We start from the raw sequence: 15238 nt of genomic DNA on the forward strand, positions 1-15238 counted from the left end.
TAAAAATTAAAAATTAAAAATTAAACAGTTTATTTTCCACGATTTCGGATTTTACACCACCTCATACCAAAATCAGGCGGTGTTAAGCTAAGGGATAGCAATATTTTCTGGGAGATTAACAGAAGATGACAGTTGCAGTTGAGGCAATAAAACCCCTTCAGAGCATGAGTCTGGAAGAGTTTCTATCCTACGATAACGACACTGATATCTTGTATGAATTAGAGAATGGGGAATTAGTCGGGATGGCTCCAGAGAGTGACCTGAATGAACGGATTGCGATCGCGTTACTCATCTACTTTTCTCAGGTTGGTGTGGCTCAACCCTGCCTGCGAGTGAAGACGGAGGTTGTTGTCAGTGGAACGAAGCCAACGGTGCGTATTCCCGATTTGTCGATCTTACAGCACTTTACGCGGTAATGAGGTACAGCCGAAAAAGATCCCCCCAACCCCCCTTAAAAAGGGGGGGAATCAGAAAGTCCCCCTTTTTAAGGGGGATTTAGGGGGATCAAAATGTACCCCATAGCAGCGAAAACTGCTGTATCAGACGAGGGAGTGCAGGCCCTAGAGGGAGCCAGTCGTTCAACGGTAACTTTAGACATGCCACCACCTCAGTTAGTCGTAGAAGTTGTCTCACCAGGAAGTATTAACCGGGATTATCGTTATAAATTGTCACAATACCAAGCCAGGGGAATCCCGGAATATTGGATCGTTGACCCCATGAAGGATCGGGTCACCCTATTGGTACTGGTTGATGGGTTATATGAGTCGCGAGTGTTTACCGGTGAAGACATCTTAGAGTCACCGTTTTTACAAGAGATGGGTGGCGATACTCCTGCCCAGGCGCTTCGCGATCACCCTTTACAGCAGTTTTCGCTGCTATGCGGTACATTTCGATCCCCCCAACCCCCCTTAAAAAAGGGGGCAGTAAAAGTCCCCCTTTTTAAGGGGGATTTAGGGAGATCTTTTCCGACTGTACCTCATTACCGCGCGAAGCGCTGTATCTGCCGCTCAAGTGTTGAGAGGTAGTATCCAGTAAATAATCCCTAGGCGAGCCAGACATACTCCACCTCCTGGAGAATCTTGTCGCCGAAGTGAGGACTTAGGGATTCTGGTGTGACCAAATCTACCCTGCGCCCAAACAAATCTTCTAGAAAGAAACAGAGATCCATAAAATTCCGAAATGTTTTTTCTTCTGGCTCAAACACCACGAAAACATCCACATCACTCTCATCATCTGCCTCCCCACGCTGAAACGATCCAAACACACCAAAACTTCTGACCCCATAAGTTTTAATCCTATCACGGTGTGCCAAGATAGATGACATTAGGTCTTGCTTTGTCCGTAGTCGTTTTAATTGATTCATTACTGCTTCCATTTCTTGTATCTTTACATTTGTGTAGAAACCCGGTTTCTTAGAAAGCTGGATTCAACCATCGCAAAATTTCGGCTTTCAACCGGGTAATATCCTTATAAATAAACTCCTGTTTCATCCATTGCCCCATAGCATCTAAAGGGCTAAACTCTGCTCCGGCTTGCCAATTAATATCCTGTCCGAGGGGCGTTAGATGATTACCAGGAAGCCTTTGTAAGCTGATCATATTCGCAAATTTGGCTTGCAAAATTTCAATTAACCGGCCACTTTGATCGATGTCGTCTTTCTGAAAGCGAATTAAGAGATTGCGCCGGATCTGATAGTCTTTTTGGATCAACTTTTCCGTGTCTTCTGGAGAGGGGGTAAATTCCAGTTGCAACAGGCTGGAAAGATTGAGTTCTTTACCTAGAGGAATGGATTGATTAACAGGATAATTATTATAGGCAATTAGAATATTTCCGGCGCGATTAATTTTGGGCAAACTACCGATGATCAGGTGCAGTTTACAACCCATACTATGGCCTAAACCGTAAAGGGGTAAATAGCGCCGTCGCAGTTTTCCTAACCGTTCTAGCTCACTGAGGGTGTGATTAAATTGCTCTAGAACCGATCGCGCAATTTGATAATGATCGAAGGTATTGATAAAGGGGGTGGTGACGATAATATAGCCTTGGTTGGCGATCGCCTCCAAGAGCCAGCGATAGGTCACATGGGGCGCTGCACCAATAAACGCACCGCCCAAAAAATGAACCACGGCGATCGGTCTAGGAGGTAGTAATACCCAATTGTCATTAATCTCTAACCAGTTCATATACTCAGCTTACAAAGACTGACGACGACGCAGTTGGGGAGACTGGGGATATTTTAAGGTTGGTTTTGCTGGTGAAGATTTAGACTCAAGATTGAGAGGAATAGACAGGGGACGACGAGGAATAGAATCCATAGATAAAGGAGATTGCATTCCCTTCAGACTATCCAAAAGAGCATCGCGCACCACCCCCTCCGACTCCCGACTGAGCATCAATCGTAGAGCATTAAAAATCATCCCCGACTCCTGTTGTCCATAGCGAGTATAGAGCAGTCGATTCACCCGACGCACCGCTAACAAGCGCAGTAGGGGTTCTGGGTGTGTCAAGTCCATTAATACCCGGTCAAGTTCGAGTTCTTGTTTCTGAGACTGGGAAAAGAGCGATCGCCCCACTAAAAGCCCTAAAATCGCTAAAATGCCCAACCCTTCCAGGATTTGGCTGGCAGCGATCCAACCATTTTCCGCCTCTATCCACACCGCGATCGCCATATAGGTGACTAAAGTTACAGCACCACCACCCATAACGGCGATCGCCAACTGACGATTCGGCCCAGTCACCCAGCGTCGCATTTGGGCCCATTGCCGTTCCCAATTCCAGGATTGCAGCCGATACAGAACTACCATCATCGTAATCCCTAAACCAGTTGCCAACACCAGTCGCCAGTTCCAAGCCATCAATACAGCAATCAGGGTGAGGAAAAACAACCAACTTCCTGACCCCTGAAATGGGGATTTCCTCATCAGGTTAACCTTTACCTTCCATAGTTGCTTATAATTTGCTCTGTCTATCTTAACCTGAGTCTGCCTAACCTTCAGAGGGAATTCAGATCAAAATCCTTAGACCCTAATCTCTCTCCAATGCTAAGAGCAGATCTTTTCACCCAAAATTGCTCTAGAATGATGCCGATACTTAAATCTTTATCTACTGAACCCTTCCCTAGTGTCCGCATTGAACAACCGTATCAACCAAAAAGTTTGTTTTATCGGGGGAACTGGCCATTCTGGTTCTACCCTGTTAGGGATTTTACTGGGCAATCATAGTCAAAGTTTTTTCTGTGGAGAAGGCAACAAAAGTCAATACATTGACCAAGAAAACGCTCCTTCACGGAAACGATTTTGTAAATTTTGCGGGCCCAACTGTCCCATATGGGGGAATCTCGATCTCAATTCAGAACGAGATCTCTACGAACACCTAGCTCAACGCATTCACCAGGTTTTCAGCACGCGCAAAACCCTGATGATTGACTCGACTTCCAAGGCCGATTGGATTCGTCAACAATCTTCTCGCTTACAGCAAGAAGGAGTAAGCTGTTCTTTTATTTTTCTGCAACGGGATGGTCGAGCGGTGGTCAATTCCTATCGGCGCAAATATCCCAATCGCCCCCTAGAAGAGATTATCCAGTCCTGGATCGCCAAAATTGAAGCAGCACAACAGTTATTTAATGACTTTTCTGGCCCTAAGACGATCCTTCATTATGAAGAGCTGGCCAGCAATCCATCTAAGGTTCTCCCTTTACTCTGTAGTTTCTTGGATATCTCCTATGAACCCCAAATATTAAACCCAATCAATCCTGAATATCACCTTTTAGGTGGCAATAATGGAACTCAATTTTGGGCGACTCGCCATCAAGGGCAGTCCGATCCTAAGTTTCTCAAAAATATGTCTGAGGTTAATCGTCACTATTATCAACATCATCAGCATAAAATTAGCTTAGATTTACGGTGGAAACAGGAGTTATCCCCAGAACAACAAGCATTGTTCGATCGGTTAGCAAGCTCAATCAATCAACCCTTTCAATGGGATATTTAACGAACAAGACATACATCAAAAAACTATGAAAAAAATCGATCTAGTCTTTCGGACAATCGGTGAACGTACCAGTCAAATTGCCCTAAATTTAGCTCTAAAAAATATTCAACCCCATCAGGTTCATATCATTGAAAACATACAGCCCTTTTCTGCGGCTGTACAAAAAATGCTAGAGATCGACTATCAGGCTGATTTTATCGTCTTCATGGATGCGGACTGCTTAATCCTAGAAGATATGACCGATTTTCTTCAGCGCAATCATTTCCCCTATGTAGACTGTTATGTGGTCGATAAGTTTCGCGGTCATGTGCATCAAGGAGTCCATATTACTCGTGGTGATGTGATTGAATTAATGCAGCAACTTGAACCCCCAGAAAACGATCAAAAATATGTATTAAGACCCGAATCTAGCCTCCGGTCTTTCGCCCTACAACAAATGAAGGCAAAAAAACACTTTAAGAGCTTTAGAATTTTACATGACCACTTTCAGTATTATCATCATGTCTATGCTAAACTCTCCTTGCGTCAATTACGCAGCCGTACCGATCAAAATCACCGACAACTCGATGCAGCTCGGCAATATTGGGCAAAACATTCTCAGGATCTTGATTTTCAAATTGCCCAGTTGGCCTTAGAAGAAACCGAAAAAGCTGTACCCCTAGAAGCTACACCAGAAGTAATTGATACTTACATTCAGAGTCTTCCTGAAATTGCCCAAAGAGCCGTATCATGTCTCGATTTACCTGAGCAAGGAGAACTCACTTATGAAGAGGTTAACCAACAAACCCAAAAAGTATGGTCATGGGAATTAGTGAAACTCGGTGGTGGTTCGATTGAACCTCCAGAAGCAGCGAAATCTCCCTATAAAGTGTTTGGTATTGGTTTGAGTCGCACGGGAACCAAAAGTTTAACCAGTGCCTTACATCTTTTAGGCTTGAAAGTGATTCATTATCCCAAAGATGAAACCATTTGTCGAGAATTAATGGAAGGCTATTATCAGTTTTCTCTCCTCCAGTATTTTGATGGGATTACGGATATTGTCGTGTCAGCATTTTATCCCCAGTTAGATAAGCTCTTTCCAGGGAGTAAGTTTATTTTAACGATCCGGGATAAGGAAGAATGGCTTGTTTCTATGGAGAAGCATTATGATAATAAGCCAGCCTTTGATGATGAGTCTATGATGGGTCGAGAGATTGAGATGAAATTACGTCGTTTTCTGCGGAGTACGGTCTATGGTTGCTATGAGTTTAACCGCGATCGTATGGCCTATGTTTATGACTGCCATTATCATAACACCCTTAACTATTTCCGCGATCGCCCAGAATCCTTGCTTGTTTTGAACATCACTACCGGAGAAGGGTGGGAAAAACTCTGTCCCTTTCTCGGATATCCCCCAGTTGACCAACCCTTTCCCTATGTGAAAAAGAAATCCGCTTTAGAAGCAATGCTCAATGCTGATGCTAAAGTGATTGATGCAACTGTGATTTAAGTCTCATAACTAGAGGATTGTAGCCGGAACATATGGGCATACATGCCATTCAAATCCATCAGTTGCTCATGGCTACCCATTTCTTGGATGGAGCCGTTTTCCATAACAACGATTCGATCAGCCATACGGACTGTAGAAAATCGGTGACTGACCAATAACGTAATTTTACCGGCGGCTAATTTACGGAAACGCTGAAATAAATCATATTCGGCGATCGCATCTAAAGCAGCCGTCGGCTCATCCAAAATCAGGATTTGTGCTGGAGTCATAAACGCCCGCGCTAACCCCACTTTTTGCCATTGTCCCCCCGACAATTCACGTCCCCCTGGAAAAATTTTTCCTAACAGAGTTTCATAACCATTTTCTAATCCTTCAATCACACTATCAGCCCCTGCATCAACCCCGGCTTTCTCAATTCGATCTCGATTATCATATTCTTGAATATTTCCAAAACCAATATTATCACTCACACTCAAATGATAACGGGCAAAATCTTGGAAAATCACCCCAATATTCTGCCGTAATTCCTTCAGATCCAATTGGGCGATCGGAATATTATCAATCAGAATTTCTCCAGAAGTAACATCATAAAACCGAGTTAATAATTTGAGCAAGGTCGTTTTTCCTGCTCCATTCCTACCCACTAAAGCAATACTTTCCCCTGGGGCAATCGATAAATTAATATTTTTTAAAGTCGGTTTGCTGGCTCCTAAGTAAGTGAAACTAACATTCTTGAATGTTAATCCCTGGCAGACAGGATAGGGAAAGGGTTGTGGATTGGGCGGATTTTTGACATAAGCTTTAAGGGCTAGAAAATCAAAAAATTGACTCACATAAAGATTCCCTTCATACAATTTAGCAATTTCTTCTAACAATCCTTGAATGGCAGTTTGTGATTGACGGAACGCCCCCGAATACATCGTTAAAGAACCTAGGGTAATTTCACTACTGAGGGTGGCTATAACAATCCAAACATAGGTAAAATAAAATCCAACTTTAGAAATTAGATTAGAACTAATCATCGCAAAAACTTGCTGACGGGACATTTCTTCCGCTTCCGTATTAAACTCCCAACGAATCTGTCGCCATTTTTCTAACAAGTGATCGCTTAAATTAAACAGACGAATTTCTTTGACGAAATCTTGATGGGTTAAAATACGCTGTAAATAATCAGCAAACCGCCCATTTTGAGTTTGTTTGCGAAGAATCTTAAACCGCCTCCCCGAAAATTGTACACTAATCATAAATGCGGGAAAGGAACTCAGCACTAATATGATCGTGGCCAGGGGACTAAAACTGATGATTAGGCCCAATAGAGTCAATAATTTCAGGGTTTGGCCCAGAAAAGTAGTGAAATAGATGAGGGCACGCACTGGATAGGTGCTACCGCTTTGTTGGGCCCGACTTAAGAGATCGTAAAATTCAGGTAGTTCATAATGGGCTAAATCCAGGTAAACCGCTTGCTTGAGCAGGAGCTGACTGGCATAGAGATTGAAGCGATCGCCTAAAATTTGATCCGTATAGCTCGATAATGACTTCAGACTATCACTCAACAGATGTAAAGCAAAGACCGCAAAAACCAAGATAAAGATAGGAGACCATTGGGAACTCGGCTGTTCAATCGCATTAATGATGAGATCGATAATCAGCTTACCTAGATAAAGCTGTACGGCTGGCAATATAGAAGCACTCAGAGTAGTCAGCAAAGATAAGGACAACCAGAGGGGACTAGCAGACCAAACTAAACGCAGCAGTCGAGGCGTATTACCGAGAACGGAAAAAAAGCGTAAGGACACTAGCTAAAGAGGTAACAAGAAAGCTATAAAACAGTATTGTAATAGGGGCAGGTTTCAAACCTGCCCCTACCACAACATCATGCAACCCCTAAAGAGAACTCATCACTTTACGAGCTGCTTCTAAGGTTTTCTCAATATCTGCCTCTGTATGGGCCAAAGACGTAAATCCAGCCTCAAACTGAGAAGGAGCCAGATAAATCCCCTGCTCCAACATACCCCGATGGAAGCGGCCAAACTTAGCCGTATCCGACTGTTTAGCATCGCCAAAATTATGAACTGGGCCAGCCGTAAAGAAGAAGCCAAACATAGCACTAATGGAGCCGCCACAAGCCTCATGGCCAGTTTCTTTGGCAATAGAGAGCAAGCCATCAATTAGTTTTTTGGTAATCTTCTCCAAATATTCATACTGACCATCCTTGTTCAAGATTTCTAGGGTTTTAATCCCAGCCGTCATTGCTAAGGGATTTCCCGATAGAGTTCCCGCTTGGTACATGGGGCCAGCCGGAGCCACTAACGACATAATATCCTTACGACCGCCATAGGCTCCCACGGGCAATCCCCCACCAATCACTTTACCCAAGGTGGTCAAATCGGGAGTCACTCCAAATTTCTCTTGCGCTCCACCGTAGGCAATCCGAAATCCGGTCATCACTTCATCAAACACCAGCAGGGCCCCATGTTCTTGGGTCAGCAGGCGCAATCCTTCTAAAAATCCGGCATCAGGGGGAATAAAGCCAGAGTTCCCAACAACCGGCTCTAGGATGACTCCGGCAATTTGGTCTGGATTTTCATTAAAGAGGGCTTTCACCGCTTCTAGGTCATTGTAGGGGGCAGTGAGGGTATTGGCGGTGGTGGATTTAGGCACTCCAGGAGAGTCGGGCAGGCCTAGGGTAGCGACTCCAGAACCGGCTTTCACCAGGAACATATCAGCATGGCCATGGTAGCAGCCTTCAAATTTAATAATTTTTTCCCGTCCAGTGAAGGCTCGCATCAGTCGGAGGACGGACATACAGGCTTCGGTTCCAGAGTTGACAAACCGAACCATTTCAATGCTGGGAACGGCATTAATGACCATTTCCGCAAGGATGTTTTCTTGGGCACAGGGAGCGCCAAAGCTGGTTCCTTTTTCTAGGGATTCGTGCAGCGCTTTAATGACATCTGGGTGGGCATGACCGCAAATGGCGGGGCCCCAAGTGCCTACATAATCGATATATTGGTTGCCATCAACATCCCAGATATAGGCTCCATTTACCCGGTCAAAAACGATGGGTTGGCCGCCAACGGATTTAAAAGCCCGCACCGGAGAGCTTACGCCTCCAGGCATGAGGGTTTGGGCGGCGGTAAAGATTTCTTGGGATTTGGTGGTGTTTAGTGTGGTTGCAGTCAAGGCGATCTCCTTGGCAAAAATACGGATGATTTTGGGTTAAACGCTTAAGTTGTTTTTTAGCAATAAGGGTTAGATTACACTAAAAGTTAGTCCCTTCGTTACTTCCTCCGTTGCAGAAGGGGTAATATTGGGTAAGGATGCTTACAAGGTTTTCAATCTCTGCAAGCGATCTGTTGTTTGTTGGGGAAATTGGTTAATTTTTATGTCTGTTGAGTCTTTTCCGTCCCAAGCGATTCCTGTCGATCGCATTCAGTATAACGATCGAGGATTAGTCCCTGCCATTGTTCAAGATGCTCTCGATGGCACGGTGTTAATGATGGCTTGGATGAATCAAGAATCGCTACAAAAAACCCTAGAGACGGGGGAAACCTGGTTTTGGAGTCGCTCCCGTTCCCAGTTGTGGCATAAGGGGGAAACCTCCGGCCATCTCCAGAAGGTGCGATCGCTTCGTTATGATTGTGATAGCGATGCTCTGCTCATTGGAGTCGAACAAATCGGTGATATTGCTTGTCATACTGGAGAGCGCAGTTGTTTTCATCAGGTGGAAGGAACCATTGCTGCCCCCCCTGCCGATATGCTCTCTCAAGTCTATGAGGTAATTTGCGATCGCCGCGATCATCCTACACCAGAATCCTACACTTGTAAATTATTGGCCGATGGAGACAACAAGATCTTAAAGAAAGTGGGTGAAGAAATGGCCGAAGTGGTTATGGCCTGTAAGGATGACGATCCAGAGTCCATTGCTTCAGAAGTGGCAGATTTGTTCTATCACACTTTGGTGGCCCTTTCTTATCATGGTGTGCCCTTAAAAGCGGTTTATCGACAACTGCAACAGCGTCGCCGTTAACTCCATTCTTTCAATTATTTTTTAACCATGCATCTTTCTCTTGACCTACCCGATGCAAAAGCAACCGACGAATTGGGGATTAAACTCGGTCAAATTCTCGCCCCTGGAAGCGTAGTCCTCCTCAATGGGGATTTGGGTACGGGTAAAACAACATTGATTCAGGGACTCGGCAAGGGATTGGGGATTGAGGATCTGATTGATAGCCCCACCTTTACCCTGATTAATGAATATGCTGATGGCAGAGTACCCCTCTACCATTTCGATCTCTATCGCCTCAGCCCTGCCCAAGTGCCTAGCCTCAATCCAGAATTATATTGGGAAGGGGTAGAAGTGCCCTTGGGTATTGTCGCTATTGAATGGGCAGAAAAGTTGCCTTATTCTCCCCCAGAGGTGTTAATTTTGGATCTGAGCTATCAAGGAGATCAAAGACGGGTCGAGTTGTGGGCAAAAGGGCCGTTAGCTATTGCTGCTCTAGAGGCGCTGTCTGAAGAGGATCAATCTTTCCAGGTTCGCTTATCTTACTGATTTTTGGGAAGGGAGAATAGGGAACAGGTATAGTGCCATCCCCCATCTCCCCATCTTCCCATCCCCCCATCCCACTAGAGCGGATAACGCCTGCCAAATTCCTCGGCGCAGCGCACAAACAGTTCTACCCCCATCTGTAATACAATTTCGTCAAAGTCAAAGCGGGGATGGTGATGGGGATAGGCGAGATCTCGTTCTGGGTTGGCTGAACCGAGGAAGAAGTAGCATCCAGGAACTTCTTCTAGGAAGAAGGCGACATCTTCGGCCGCTAGGGTTTGATAGTCGGGTAGGAGTTGATCGGAGGTTTCGACGACTTCTTGAGCGACAGAATATACAAAGTTGGCGATGCGGCGATCGTTGATTACGGCGGGATATTGTCGCCAATAGTTGAGATCGTAGGTGGCTCCATGGATCTGACAGATTCCGGCTATGGTTTGCTCGATGCGCTGTTGTAGATAGCCTTGCAATTGGCGATCGTAATAGCGAACGGTTCCACTAAGTTTGGCGGTATCGGCAATCACATTATGGCGAGTTCCGGCATGGAGTTCGCCGAGGGTAACGACGGCTGATTTTAAAGGATCGACATTGCGGGAGACAATCGTTTGCAGGCCATTGACAATTTGAGCGCTGACGATAATTGAATCTATGGTTTGATGAGGCATAGCTCCATGGCCGCCTTTGCCCATAATCAGGAGTTTGAAGGATTCGACGGCGGCCATAAAGGGGCCGCTGCGAACGGCAACTTTGCCCATGGGTAGAGAGTTCCACAGATGTAAACCGATGAGGGCATCTACATCGGGATTTTTTAGCACCCCAGCTTCGATCATCGGTTTAGCGCCCCCTGGCCCTTCCTCTGCGGGCTGGAAAATGATTTTTAGGGTTCCGGAAAAGTTTCGCTGGTGTTGGGCTAAATAGCGGGCGGTTCCTAGGGCGATCGCCGTGTGCCCGTCATGGCCGCAGGCGTGCATTTTACCCTCATGTTGCGATCGATACGGGACTTGATTGAGTTCATTAATGGGTAGGGCATCCATATCAGCGCGAATGGCTAAAACGGGGCCAGGGGTTTGGCCGCTAATGGTGGCGACAATACCGGTTCCAGCAATCCCAGTCTGATGCTCAATTCCCCATTGAGTCAGCAGTTTCGAGACCAATGCTGAGGTTAAATGCTCTTCAAAACCGAGTTCAGGATATTGATGAATTTGTCTTCGCCATTTAACCAGTTCGGGCTGTAATGCTCGGATTTCGAGTCTAACCGACTCAAGATTGACAGAGGGAGGAACAAGGGTGGATGAAATCATATTAGAGATTCCCTGGAAAGAAAAAACGTAAGAATTAAAGTGATATTGAGAACATACCTGTCAAGCATAACCACTTATTTAAGTTGGACTGAGTGAGATGCACTGACTGAACAAGCCATTCGTGGATAATTATCGAGACCAGGATTAAGTAAGGAAAAAAATCCCTAATCTTAGTATAACTGGCCAGGAGAGTCTGTTCCTGATTCTTGCAGAAAACAGGATATATCTGTTACACGGATGTTTTTTAAGGACAGTTTTGATATAATCAGGTAATAGAAAAACTTTATTTCATCTTTTCTGAAGCAATTGTTAACCCCATATTACTCCCTATTGAGGTGAAGCAAATGGAAAACTCAAGTGTAAATTAAACCCTGAGCAATTGCCCCGACCAAAAATTGTTTTAATACAGCAAAAACTTTTAATTTCTTATGAATCGTGAAGATTAGGTTGACGTTAACGCCATTTACACTCAGATCGTCTGGTTTTCAAATCTTGATTTGAAACCCTCAGATACTGTCCCCTTGTAATGATTAAGGATTTGAAGTTGTGATTGCTATTTCACCTCGTCCAGTACGCAAACAATGGAATACCATTAGTTTTGCGTCTACTTTATACCTGTGTCCCATTCTCGATCTACTCCTCACTCACATCCCTTCCCATGTGCCTCCTGACTGGCAAGAACAGGTTAGACTCGGACTACAAGAAGCTCTGGTAAATGCGGCTAAACATGGTAATAATCTCGATCCAGGGAAACAAGTTTATGTGCGGTTTTCGGTATCGGAAGGCCATCATTGGTGGGTAATTTCCGATCAAGGCTGTCAAAGTACGGATCAAAACAGGAATGAGTGTTCCTGTATCCCTATAGACTCGGCTAATCTTCCGGAACATGAAGCCGAATGTGGACGGGGTTTGTTTATTCTCCACCAGATTTTCGATCAAGTGCAGTGGTCTCCGGAAGACCGGGAACTGCGACTGTGCAAAAGTTGGCGATAATTAATTTAGTGATGATCTGGACAAGGAGGAGCGCTGATGGAGCGATCGAGCCAACCGGTGGCTTGTTGCAGTCTAGGAAGCGCTTCTTCTTTTTGGTTTTTTAATAGGAAAATAAGAGCGGCGATCGCCTGTTCTTGGGCCCTGGCTGTACGGTTAGACTTGAGTTTATGCCAATCGGCTGAAGAAATGGCCAACCGTTGCGCTAGAATTTGGGCGATCTCTAAGGTGCTGAGATCTGAGAGGCGATCGGCGATCGGGGTATCTACTGTGGAAAGATTAGACATAAGGGCAGATAATCTTGATAAAATACCGTTGTTCTTGATTTTAACCGAAAGAGGGTTTTCCTAGTTCCCCTATGGCCGATCGCTCCCCCTCCTCTGACAACGATCCCCAACCTAACTGGGAACAGAGCTTGATGGACTTAGAAGATAGTGTATCGAGTCTCAAACAACGGTATACCCAAGTTAAGGAAGGACAGCAGCAACAACAGCATCTTCAGGAACGCTTAGGACAACTGCAAACGGAACTTAAGCAAATTAAGCAACAACTGGCCGTTTTAGAAGTGGAGCTAGAAAGCCGTCTGCTTTCGTGGTTAACTGTAAAAGAACCCTTTTGGCAAGCGGTGAGGTTTGGAGGATTAGGCTTTGCGATCGGCTGGGGTCTACATTGGTGGTTGAGAAGATAAGTGATGTATAGCTCTCTCCCTATATCCCTCTCCCAGAGGAGAGGGACTTTGCCCCTGCTCCCGTGGGAGAAGGGGTTGGGGGATGAGGGCAACTGTTTATTTTTTATTTAGAAATGCACTATACCCTTCAGGAACTTCAAACCCAAATTACAGAAAACGCTGAAAAATGGCGGCCATTGGTACTGACAAATGGCTGCTTTGACTTACTGCATATTGGTCATTTACGCTATTTACAACAGGCAAAAGGGTTAGGGCGATCGCTGATCGTCGGCATTAATAGCGATCGCTCTGTCCGTAATCTTAAACCCGATCGCCCCATCGTACCGGAAGCCCAACGGGCAGAACTGGTGATGGGCTTAAAACCCGTCGATGCAGTTGTCATTTTTGACTCTTTGACCGCTATTCCCCTGATTGAAACCCTCCAACCCGATATCTATGCCAAAGGAGGAGACTATACCCCGGAAACCTTACCGGAAATGCCAGCCGTTAGAGCCTGTGGTTGTCGTCTAGAACTGATTCAGATGGAAGTAGCCACCTCTACCAGTGGAATGATTCACAAGATTTTGAGCAACGGAGGTTAAGATAGGCGATCTCTATTGTCCACATCAAACCAATGCATAACTCTTTGGGGTAATCTTAACCTAACTCGCTCCGTAGAAAACGGTCGATCGCCTGGAATGAGCGATCGCAGGGTTTTATCCGATCCCGCAATACGCACACTCAGCAACCATTCTTTACCCAAATCTTCCACCCAATAAACCGTTCCTTCCACCGATTTCTTGCTATTCTTTCGAGTCATCTGAATATTCTCCAGACGAATACCCAAAACTATTACTCGGGGTCATGATTTCTGTGGTTGCTTTCATCGATTTTATCCTAGGGGGGGCAGGCTATTTTTGTTAAAGTTGAATAATATGACTAATTTTTATGCCCACTCAGTAGTCATCATTAAGGTAGTGTAAGAGAGAAAACGTTATGAATCCATCCACTAAAACCCCCATGGGGAAAATTGAAACGACCTTAAAAGTAGCCAATCGCGCCGATCAGTCTGCGGCAACGCGAGGGTATATTACTCCAGAAGAAGTGCGCTCGATGACACTGACGGAGGTTCTCGTGGATACGGGAGCTACGTTATTATGTTTACCTTCAGATGTGATTGCCACTTTAGGATTGGAATTGCTCAAGGAAGTGAATGTCGCCACAGCCACGGGATTAAGTAAAGCACGAATCTTTCGTGATGCATCTATTTGTATCATGGGGCGTGAGGGGACGTTTGAATGTTTGGAATTACCCGGAGGCAGGGAGCCGTTAATTGGGGTGGTTCCTTTGGAAACATTGGGGATAGAGTTAGATTTAAAGAATCAGAAGTTGAAGCTGTTGCCCGACGATTCAATAGATACTTATTTAACAATTTTGTAAGGCTGATAGTGCTGATTCTCCTGCCCACCCTACCCGCTTTCTTTTGCGCCTCTTCTCCTGTGGGAGAAGGGGTTAGGGGATGAGGGCACAACTTCTCGACTCATTGCGATATTTTCCCTCTGAGCAAGAGGGCGCGAGTTTCTTTTGCTGCCATTTCCATGGCTCTCTGGGGCGTTTCTCGACCGGTTAAGGCGGCACTCAGATAGCGTTGCAGAATGTCAGAAGCTTGGGCATATTGGGGAATGGGAGGACGCAGAACGGAGTTATCGAGAACCGGAAGCAACCGGGGTAGATAATTAGATTCGGTAATTAATTGACCATCATAAAAGAGCGATCGCCTGGCGGGGACATATCCGGTTTCCTGAAAATATTGGCGCTGTACATCTGGCTGGTTAAAATACTCAATTACTTGCCAAGCTTCATCGGCATGTTGAGACGACTGAGAAATGCCCAAACCCCACCCCCCCAGACAAGCGCCACCGTTATTTCCGGGGGTATGCATCATCGGTTTAATCGCAAATTTGCCCGCCAATTCCGAATCCACAGCCAGGGAATACACATAGGGCCAGTTGCGTAAAAAAGCCGCTTTTCCATTCTGAAAATGAATTAGAAATTAAAGTCTTACAAAATGGAAAGTATGTGACATCAAATCAAAGTCCTACTTTTCCCAATTTTCCCATCATTGAATGGGTCAATCAATCTGTCCAGCAAAGTGAAGCTTATGGAAGTAGTCAAGCCTTGCAAATTTTTAGGGATTGGGTTCAGACTTTAGTCTCTGAATAGCTGTTTTTGTAGGGGGTAGGGGTGGG

General features: G+C 45.2%; 17 protein-coding genes and 2 pseudogenes. 10 read left to right on the forward strand and 9 right to left on the reverse strand.

Going from position 1 to position 15238, the window contains the following annotated elements; all coding sequences use genetic code 11:
* Positions 1–125 precede the first annotated feature (125 nt).
* Positions 126–818: pseudogene (locus tag AC3FZD_RS14185) on the forward strand (Uma2 family endonuclease); the annotation flags it as partial.
* Between the two features lie 224 nt (positions 819–1042).
* On the opposite strand, the gene AC3FZD_RS14190 reads toward AC3FZD_RS14185, so the two are convergent.
* From AC3FZD_RS14190 to AC3FZD_RS14200, 3 genes are read right to left on the reverse strand one after another with little or no spacing between them, the layout of a single operon-like run.
* A complete protein-coding gene (locus tag AC3FZD_RS14190; protein ID WP_488736662.1) occupies positions 1043–1363 on the reverse strand; it encodes a nucleotidyltransferase family protein in 321 nt (106 codons plus the stop codon).
* A 49-nt stretch (positions 1364–1412) separates the two neighbouring features.
* Positions 1413–2183, reverse strand: coding sequence for a DUF1350 family protein (locus AC3FZD_RS14195; protein WP_488736663.1), 771 nt, complete (start codon positions 2181–2183; stop codon positions 1413–1415).
* A gap of 9 nt (positions 2184–2192) precedes the next feature.
* A complete protein-coding gene (locus AC3FZD_RS14200; RefSeq protein WP_488736664.1) occupies positions 2193–2921 on the reverse strand; it encodes an armadillo-type fold-containing protein in 729 nt (242 codons plus the stop codon).
* Positions 2922–3120: 199 nt separating this feature from the next.
* Here AC3FZD_RS14200 and AC3FZD_RS14205 point away from each other — a divergent pair, with 199 nt between their 5' ends.
* Together AC3FZD_RS14205 and AC3FZD_RS14210 are read left to right on the forward strand one after the other, a co-directional pair.
* Complete coding sequence (locus AC3FZD_RS14205) at positions 3121–3990, forward strand: sulfotransferase (RefSeq protein WP_488736665.1); 870 nt, start codon at positions 3121–3123, stop codon at positions 3988–3990.
* A 25-nt stretch (positions 3991–4015) separates the two neighbouring features.
* Positions 4016–5479 (forward strand): sulfotransferase family protein, encoded by a 1464-nt coding sequence (locus AC3FZD_RS14210; protein ID WP_488736666.1) that lies wholly within the window; start codon positions 4016–4018, stop codon positions 5477–5479.
* Here the strand turns inward: AC3FZD_RS14210 and AC3FZD_RS14215 are convergent.
* Entirely contained in the window at positions 5476–6723 is a 1248-nt protein-coding gene (locus AC3FZD_RS14215; protein ID WP_488740348.1) for an ABC transporter ATP-binding protein, read from the reverse strand. The two genes, AC3FZD_RS14210 and AC3FZD_RS14215, sit on opposite strands and share 4 nt — an antisense overlap.
* 640 nt (positions 6724–7363) lie before the next feature.
* Positions 7364–8662: a glutamate-1-semialdehyde 2,1-aminomutase gene (hemL, locus tag AC3FZD_RS14220; RefSeq protein ID WP_488736667.1), complete on the reverse strand. Its 1299-nt coding sequence runs from the start codon at positions 8660–8662 to the stop codon at positions 7364–7366.
* 202 nt (positions 8663–8864) lie between these two features.
* Here hemL and hisIE point away from each other — a divergent pair, with 202 nt between their 5' ends.
* Together hisIE and tsaE are read left to right on the forward strand one after the other, a co-directional pair.
* Positions 8865–9509: a bifunctional phosphoribosyl-AMP cyclohydrolase/phosphoribosyl-ATP diphosphatase HisIE gene (hisIE, locus tag AC3FZD_RS14225; RefSeq protein ID WP_488736668.1), complete on the forward strand. Its 645-nt coding sequence runs from the start codon at positions 8865–8867 to the stop codon at positions 9507–9509.
* A gap of 27 nt (positions 9510–9536) precedes the next feature.
* Complete coding sequence (gene tsaE, locus AC3FZD_RS14230) at positions 9537–10034, forward strand: tRNA (adenosine(37)-N6)-threonylcarbamoyltransferase complex ATPase subunit type 1 TsaE (protein ID WP_488736669.1); 498 nt, start codon at positions 9537–9539, stop codon at positions 10032–10034.
* A gap of 74 nt (positions 10035–10108) precedes the next feature.
* Here the strand turns inward: tsaE and AC3FZD_RS14235 are convergent, their stop codons facing one another.
* Positions 10109–11332: a M20 metallopeptidase family protein gene (locus tag AC3FZD_RS14235; RefSeq protein WP_488736670.1), complete on the reverse strand. Its 1224-nt coding sequence runs from the start codon at positions 11330–11332 to the stop codon at positions 10109–10111.
* A 546-nt stretch (positions 11333–11878) separates the two neighbouring features.
* On the opposite strand from AC3FZD_RS14235, the gene AC3FZD_RS14240 reads away from it, so the two are divergent.
* Complete coding sequence (locus AC3FZD_RS14240) at positions 11879–12325, forward strand: ATP-binding protein (RefSeq protein ID WP_488736671.1); 447 nt, start codon at positions 11879–11881, stop codon at positions 12323–12325.
* Positions 12326–12330: 5 nt separating this feature from the next.
* Here AC3FZD_RS14240 and AC3FZD_RS14245 read toward each other — a convergent pair whose 3' ends face one another.
* Entirely contained in the window at positions 12331–12609 is a 279-nt protein-coding gene (locus AC3FZD_RS14245; RefSeq protein WP_488736672.1) for a DUF6439 family protein, read from the reverse strand.
* Between the two features lie 71 nt (positions 12610–12680).
* On the opposite strand from AC3FZD_RS14245, the gene AC3FZD_RS14250 reads away from it, so the two are divergent.
* Positions 12681–13010 carry a sll0565 family protein gene (locus AC3FZD_RS14250; RefSeq protein ID WP_488736673.1) on the forward strand — a complete coding sequence of 110 codons (330 nt, stop codon included), beginning with the start codon at positions 12681–12683 and terminating at the stop codon, positions 13008–13010.
* 113 nt (positions 13011–13123) lie between these two features.
* Entirely contained in the window at positions 13124–13591 is a 468-nt protein-coding gene (locus AC3FZD_RS14255) for an adenylyltransferase/cytidyltransferase family protein (protein ID WP_488736674.1), read from the forward strand.
* On the opposite strand, the gene AC3FZD_RS14260 is transcribed toward AC3FZD_RS14255, so the two are convergent.
* Positions 13588–13836 (reverse strand): TOBE domain-containing protein, encoded by a 249-nt coding sequence (locus AC3FZD_RS14260; protein ID WP_488736675.1) that lies wholly within the window; start codon positions 13834–13836, stop codon positions 13588–13590. The genes AC3FZD_RS14255 and AC3FZD_RS14260 overlap by 4 nt on opposite strands.
* Positions 13837–13985: 149 nt before the next feature.
* Here AC3FZD_RS14260 and AC3FZD_RS14265 point away from each other — a divergent pair, with 149 nt between their 5' ends.
* On the forward strand, positions 13986–14429 hold the full coding sequence (locus tag AC3FZD_RS14265; protein ID WP_488736676.1) for a retroviral-like aspartic protease family protein: 444 nt from the start codon (positions 13986–13988) through the stop codon (positions 14427–14429).
* 100 nt (positions 14430–14529) lie between these two features.
* Here AC3FZD_RS14265 and AC3FZD_RS14270 read toward each other — a convergent pair.
* Positions 14530–15030, reverse strand: a pseudogene (locus tag AC3FZD_RS14270) (extracellular solute-binding protein); the annotation flags it as partial.
* A gap of 38 nt (positions 15031–15068) precedes the next feature.
* Between AC3FZD_RS14270 and AC3FZD_RS14275 the strand changes: the two are divergent.
* Positions 15069–15212 (forward strand): hypothetical protein, encoded by a 144-nt coding sequence (locus AC3FZD_RS14275; protein ID WP_488736677.1) that lies wholly within the window; start codon positions 15069–15071, stop codon positions 15210–15212.
* The last annotated feature ends 26 nt before the right edge of the window (positions 15213–15238 follow it).

The sequence above is a fragment of the Roseofilum sp. KMC-1 genome (genome assembly GCF_057802075.1).

Excerpts from the sequence above, each read along its gene's own strand:
- hisIE (WP_488736668.1), top strand. The coding sequence starts at position 8,865 with ATGTCTGTTGAGTCTTTTCCGTCCCAAGCGATTCCTGTCGATCGCATT.
- AC3FZD_RS14190 (WP_488736662.1), bottom strand. The coding sequence starts at position 1,363 with ATGAATCAATTAAAACGACTACGGACAAAGCAAGACCTAATGTCATCT.
- tsaE (WP_488736669.1), top strand. The coding sequence starts at position 9,537 with ATGCATCTTTCTCTTGACCTACCCGATGCAAAAGCAACCGACGAATTG.
- AC3FZD_RS14245 (WP_488736672.1), bottom strand. The coding sequence starts at position 12,609 with ATGTCTAATCTTTCCACAGTAGATACCCCGATCGCCGATCGCCTCTCA.
- AC3FZD_RS14215 (WP_488740348.1), bottom strand. The coding sequence starts at position 6,723 with ATGATTAGTGTACAATTTTCGGGGAGGCGGTTTAAGATTCTTCGCAAA.
- AC3FZD_RS14255 (WP_488736674.1), top strand. The coding sequence starts at position 13,124 with ATGCACTATACCCTTCAGGAACTTCAAACCCAAATTACAGAAAACGCT.
- AC3FZD_RS14195 (WP_488736663.1), bottom strand. The coding sequence starts at position 2,183 with ATGAACTGGTTAGAGATTAATGACAATTGGGTATTACTACCTCCTAGA.
- AC3FZD_RS14265 (WP_488736676.1), top strand. The coding sequence starts at position 13,986 with ATGAATCCATCCACTAAAACCCCCATGGGGAAAATTGAAACGACCTTA.
- AC3FZD_RS14210 (WP_488736666.1), top strand. The coding sequence starts at position 4,016 with ATGAAAAAAATCGATCTAGTCTTTCGGACAATCGGTGAACGTACCAGT.
- AC3FZD_RS14250 (WP_488736673.1), top strand. The coding sequence starts at position 12,681 with ATGGCCGATCGCTCCCCCTCCTCTGACAACGATCCCCAACCTAACTGG.
- AC3FZD_RS14200 (WP_488736664.1), bottom strand. The coding sequence starts at position 2,921 with ATGAGGAAATCCCCATTTCAGGGGTCAGGAAGTTGGTTGTTTTTCCTC.
- AC3FZD_RS14235 (WP_488736670.1), bottom strand. The coding sequence starts at position 11,332 with ATGATTTCATCCACCCTTGTTCCTCCCTCTGTCAATCTTGAGTCGGTT.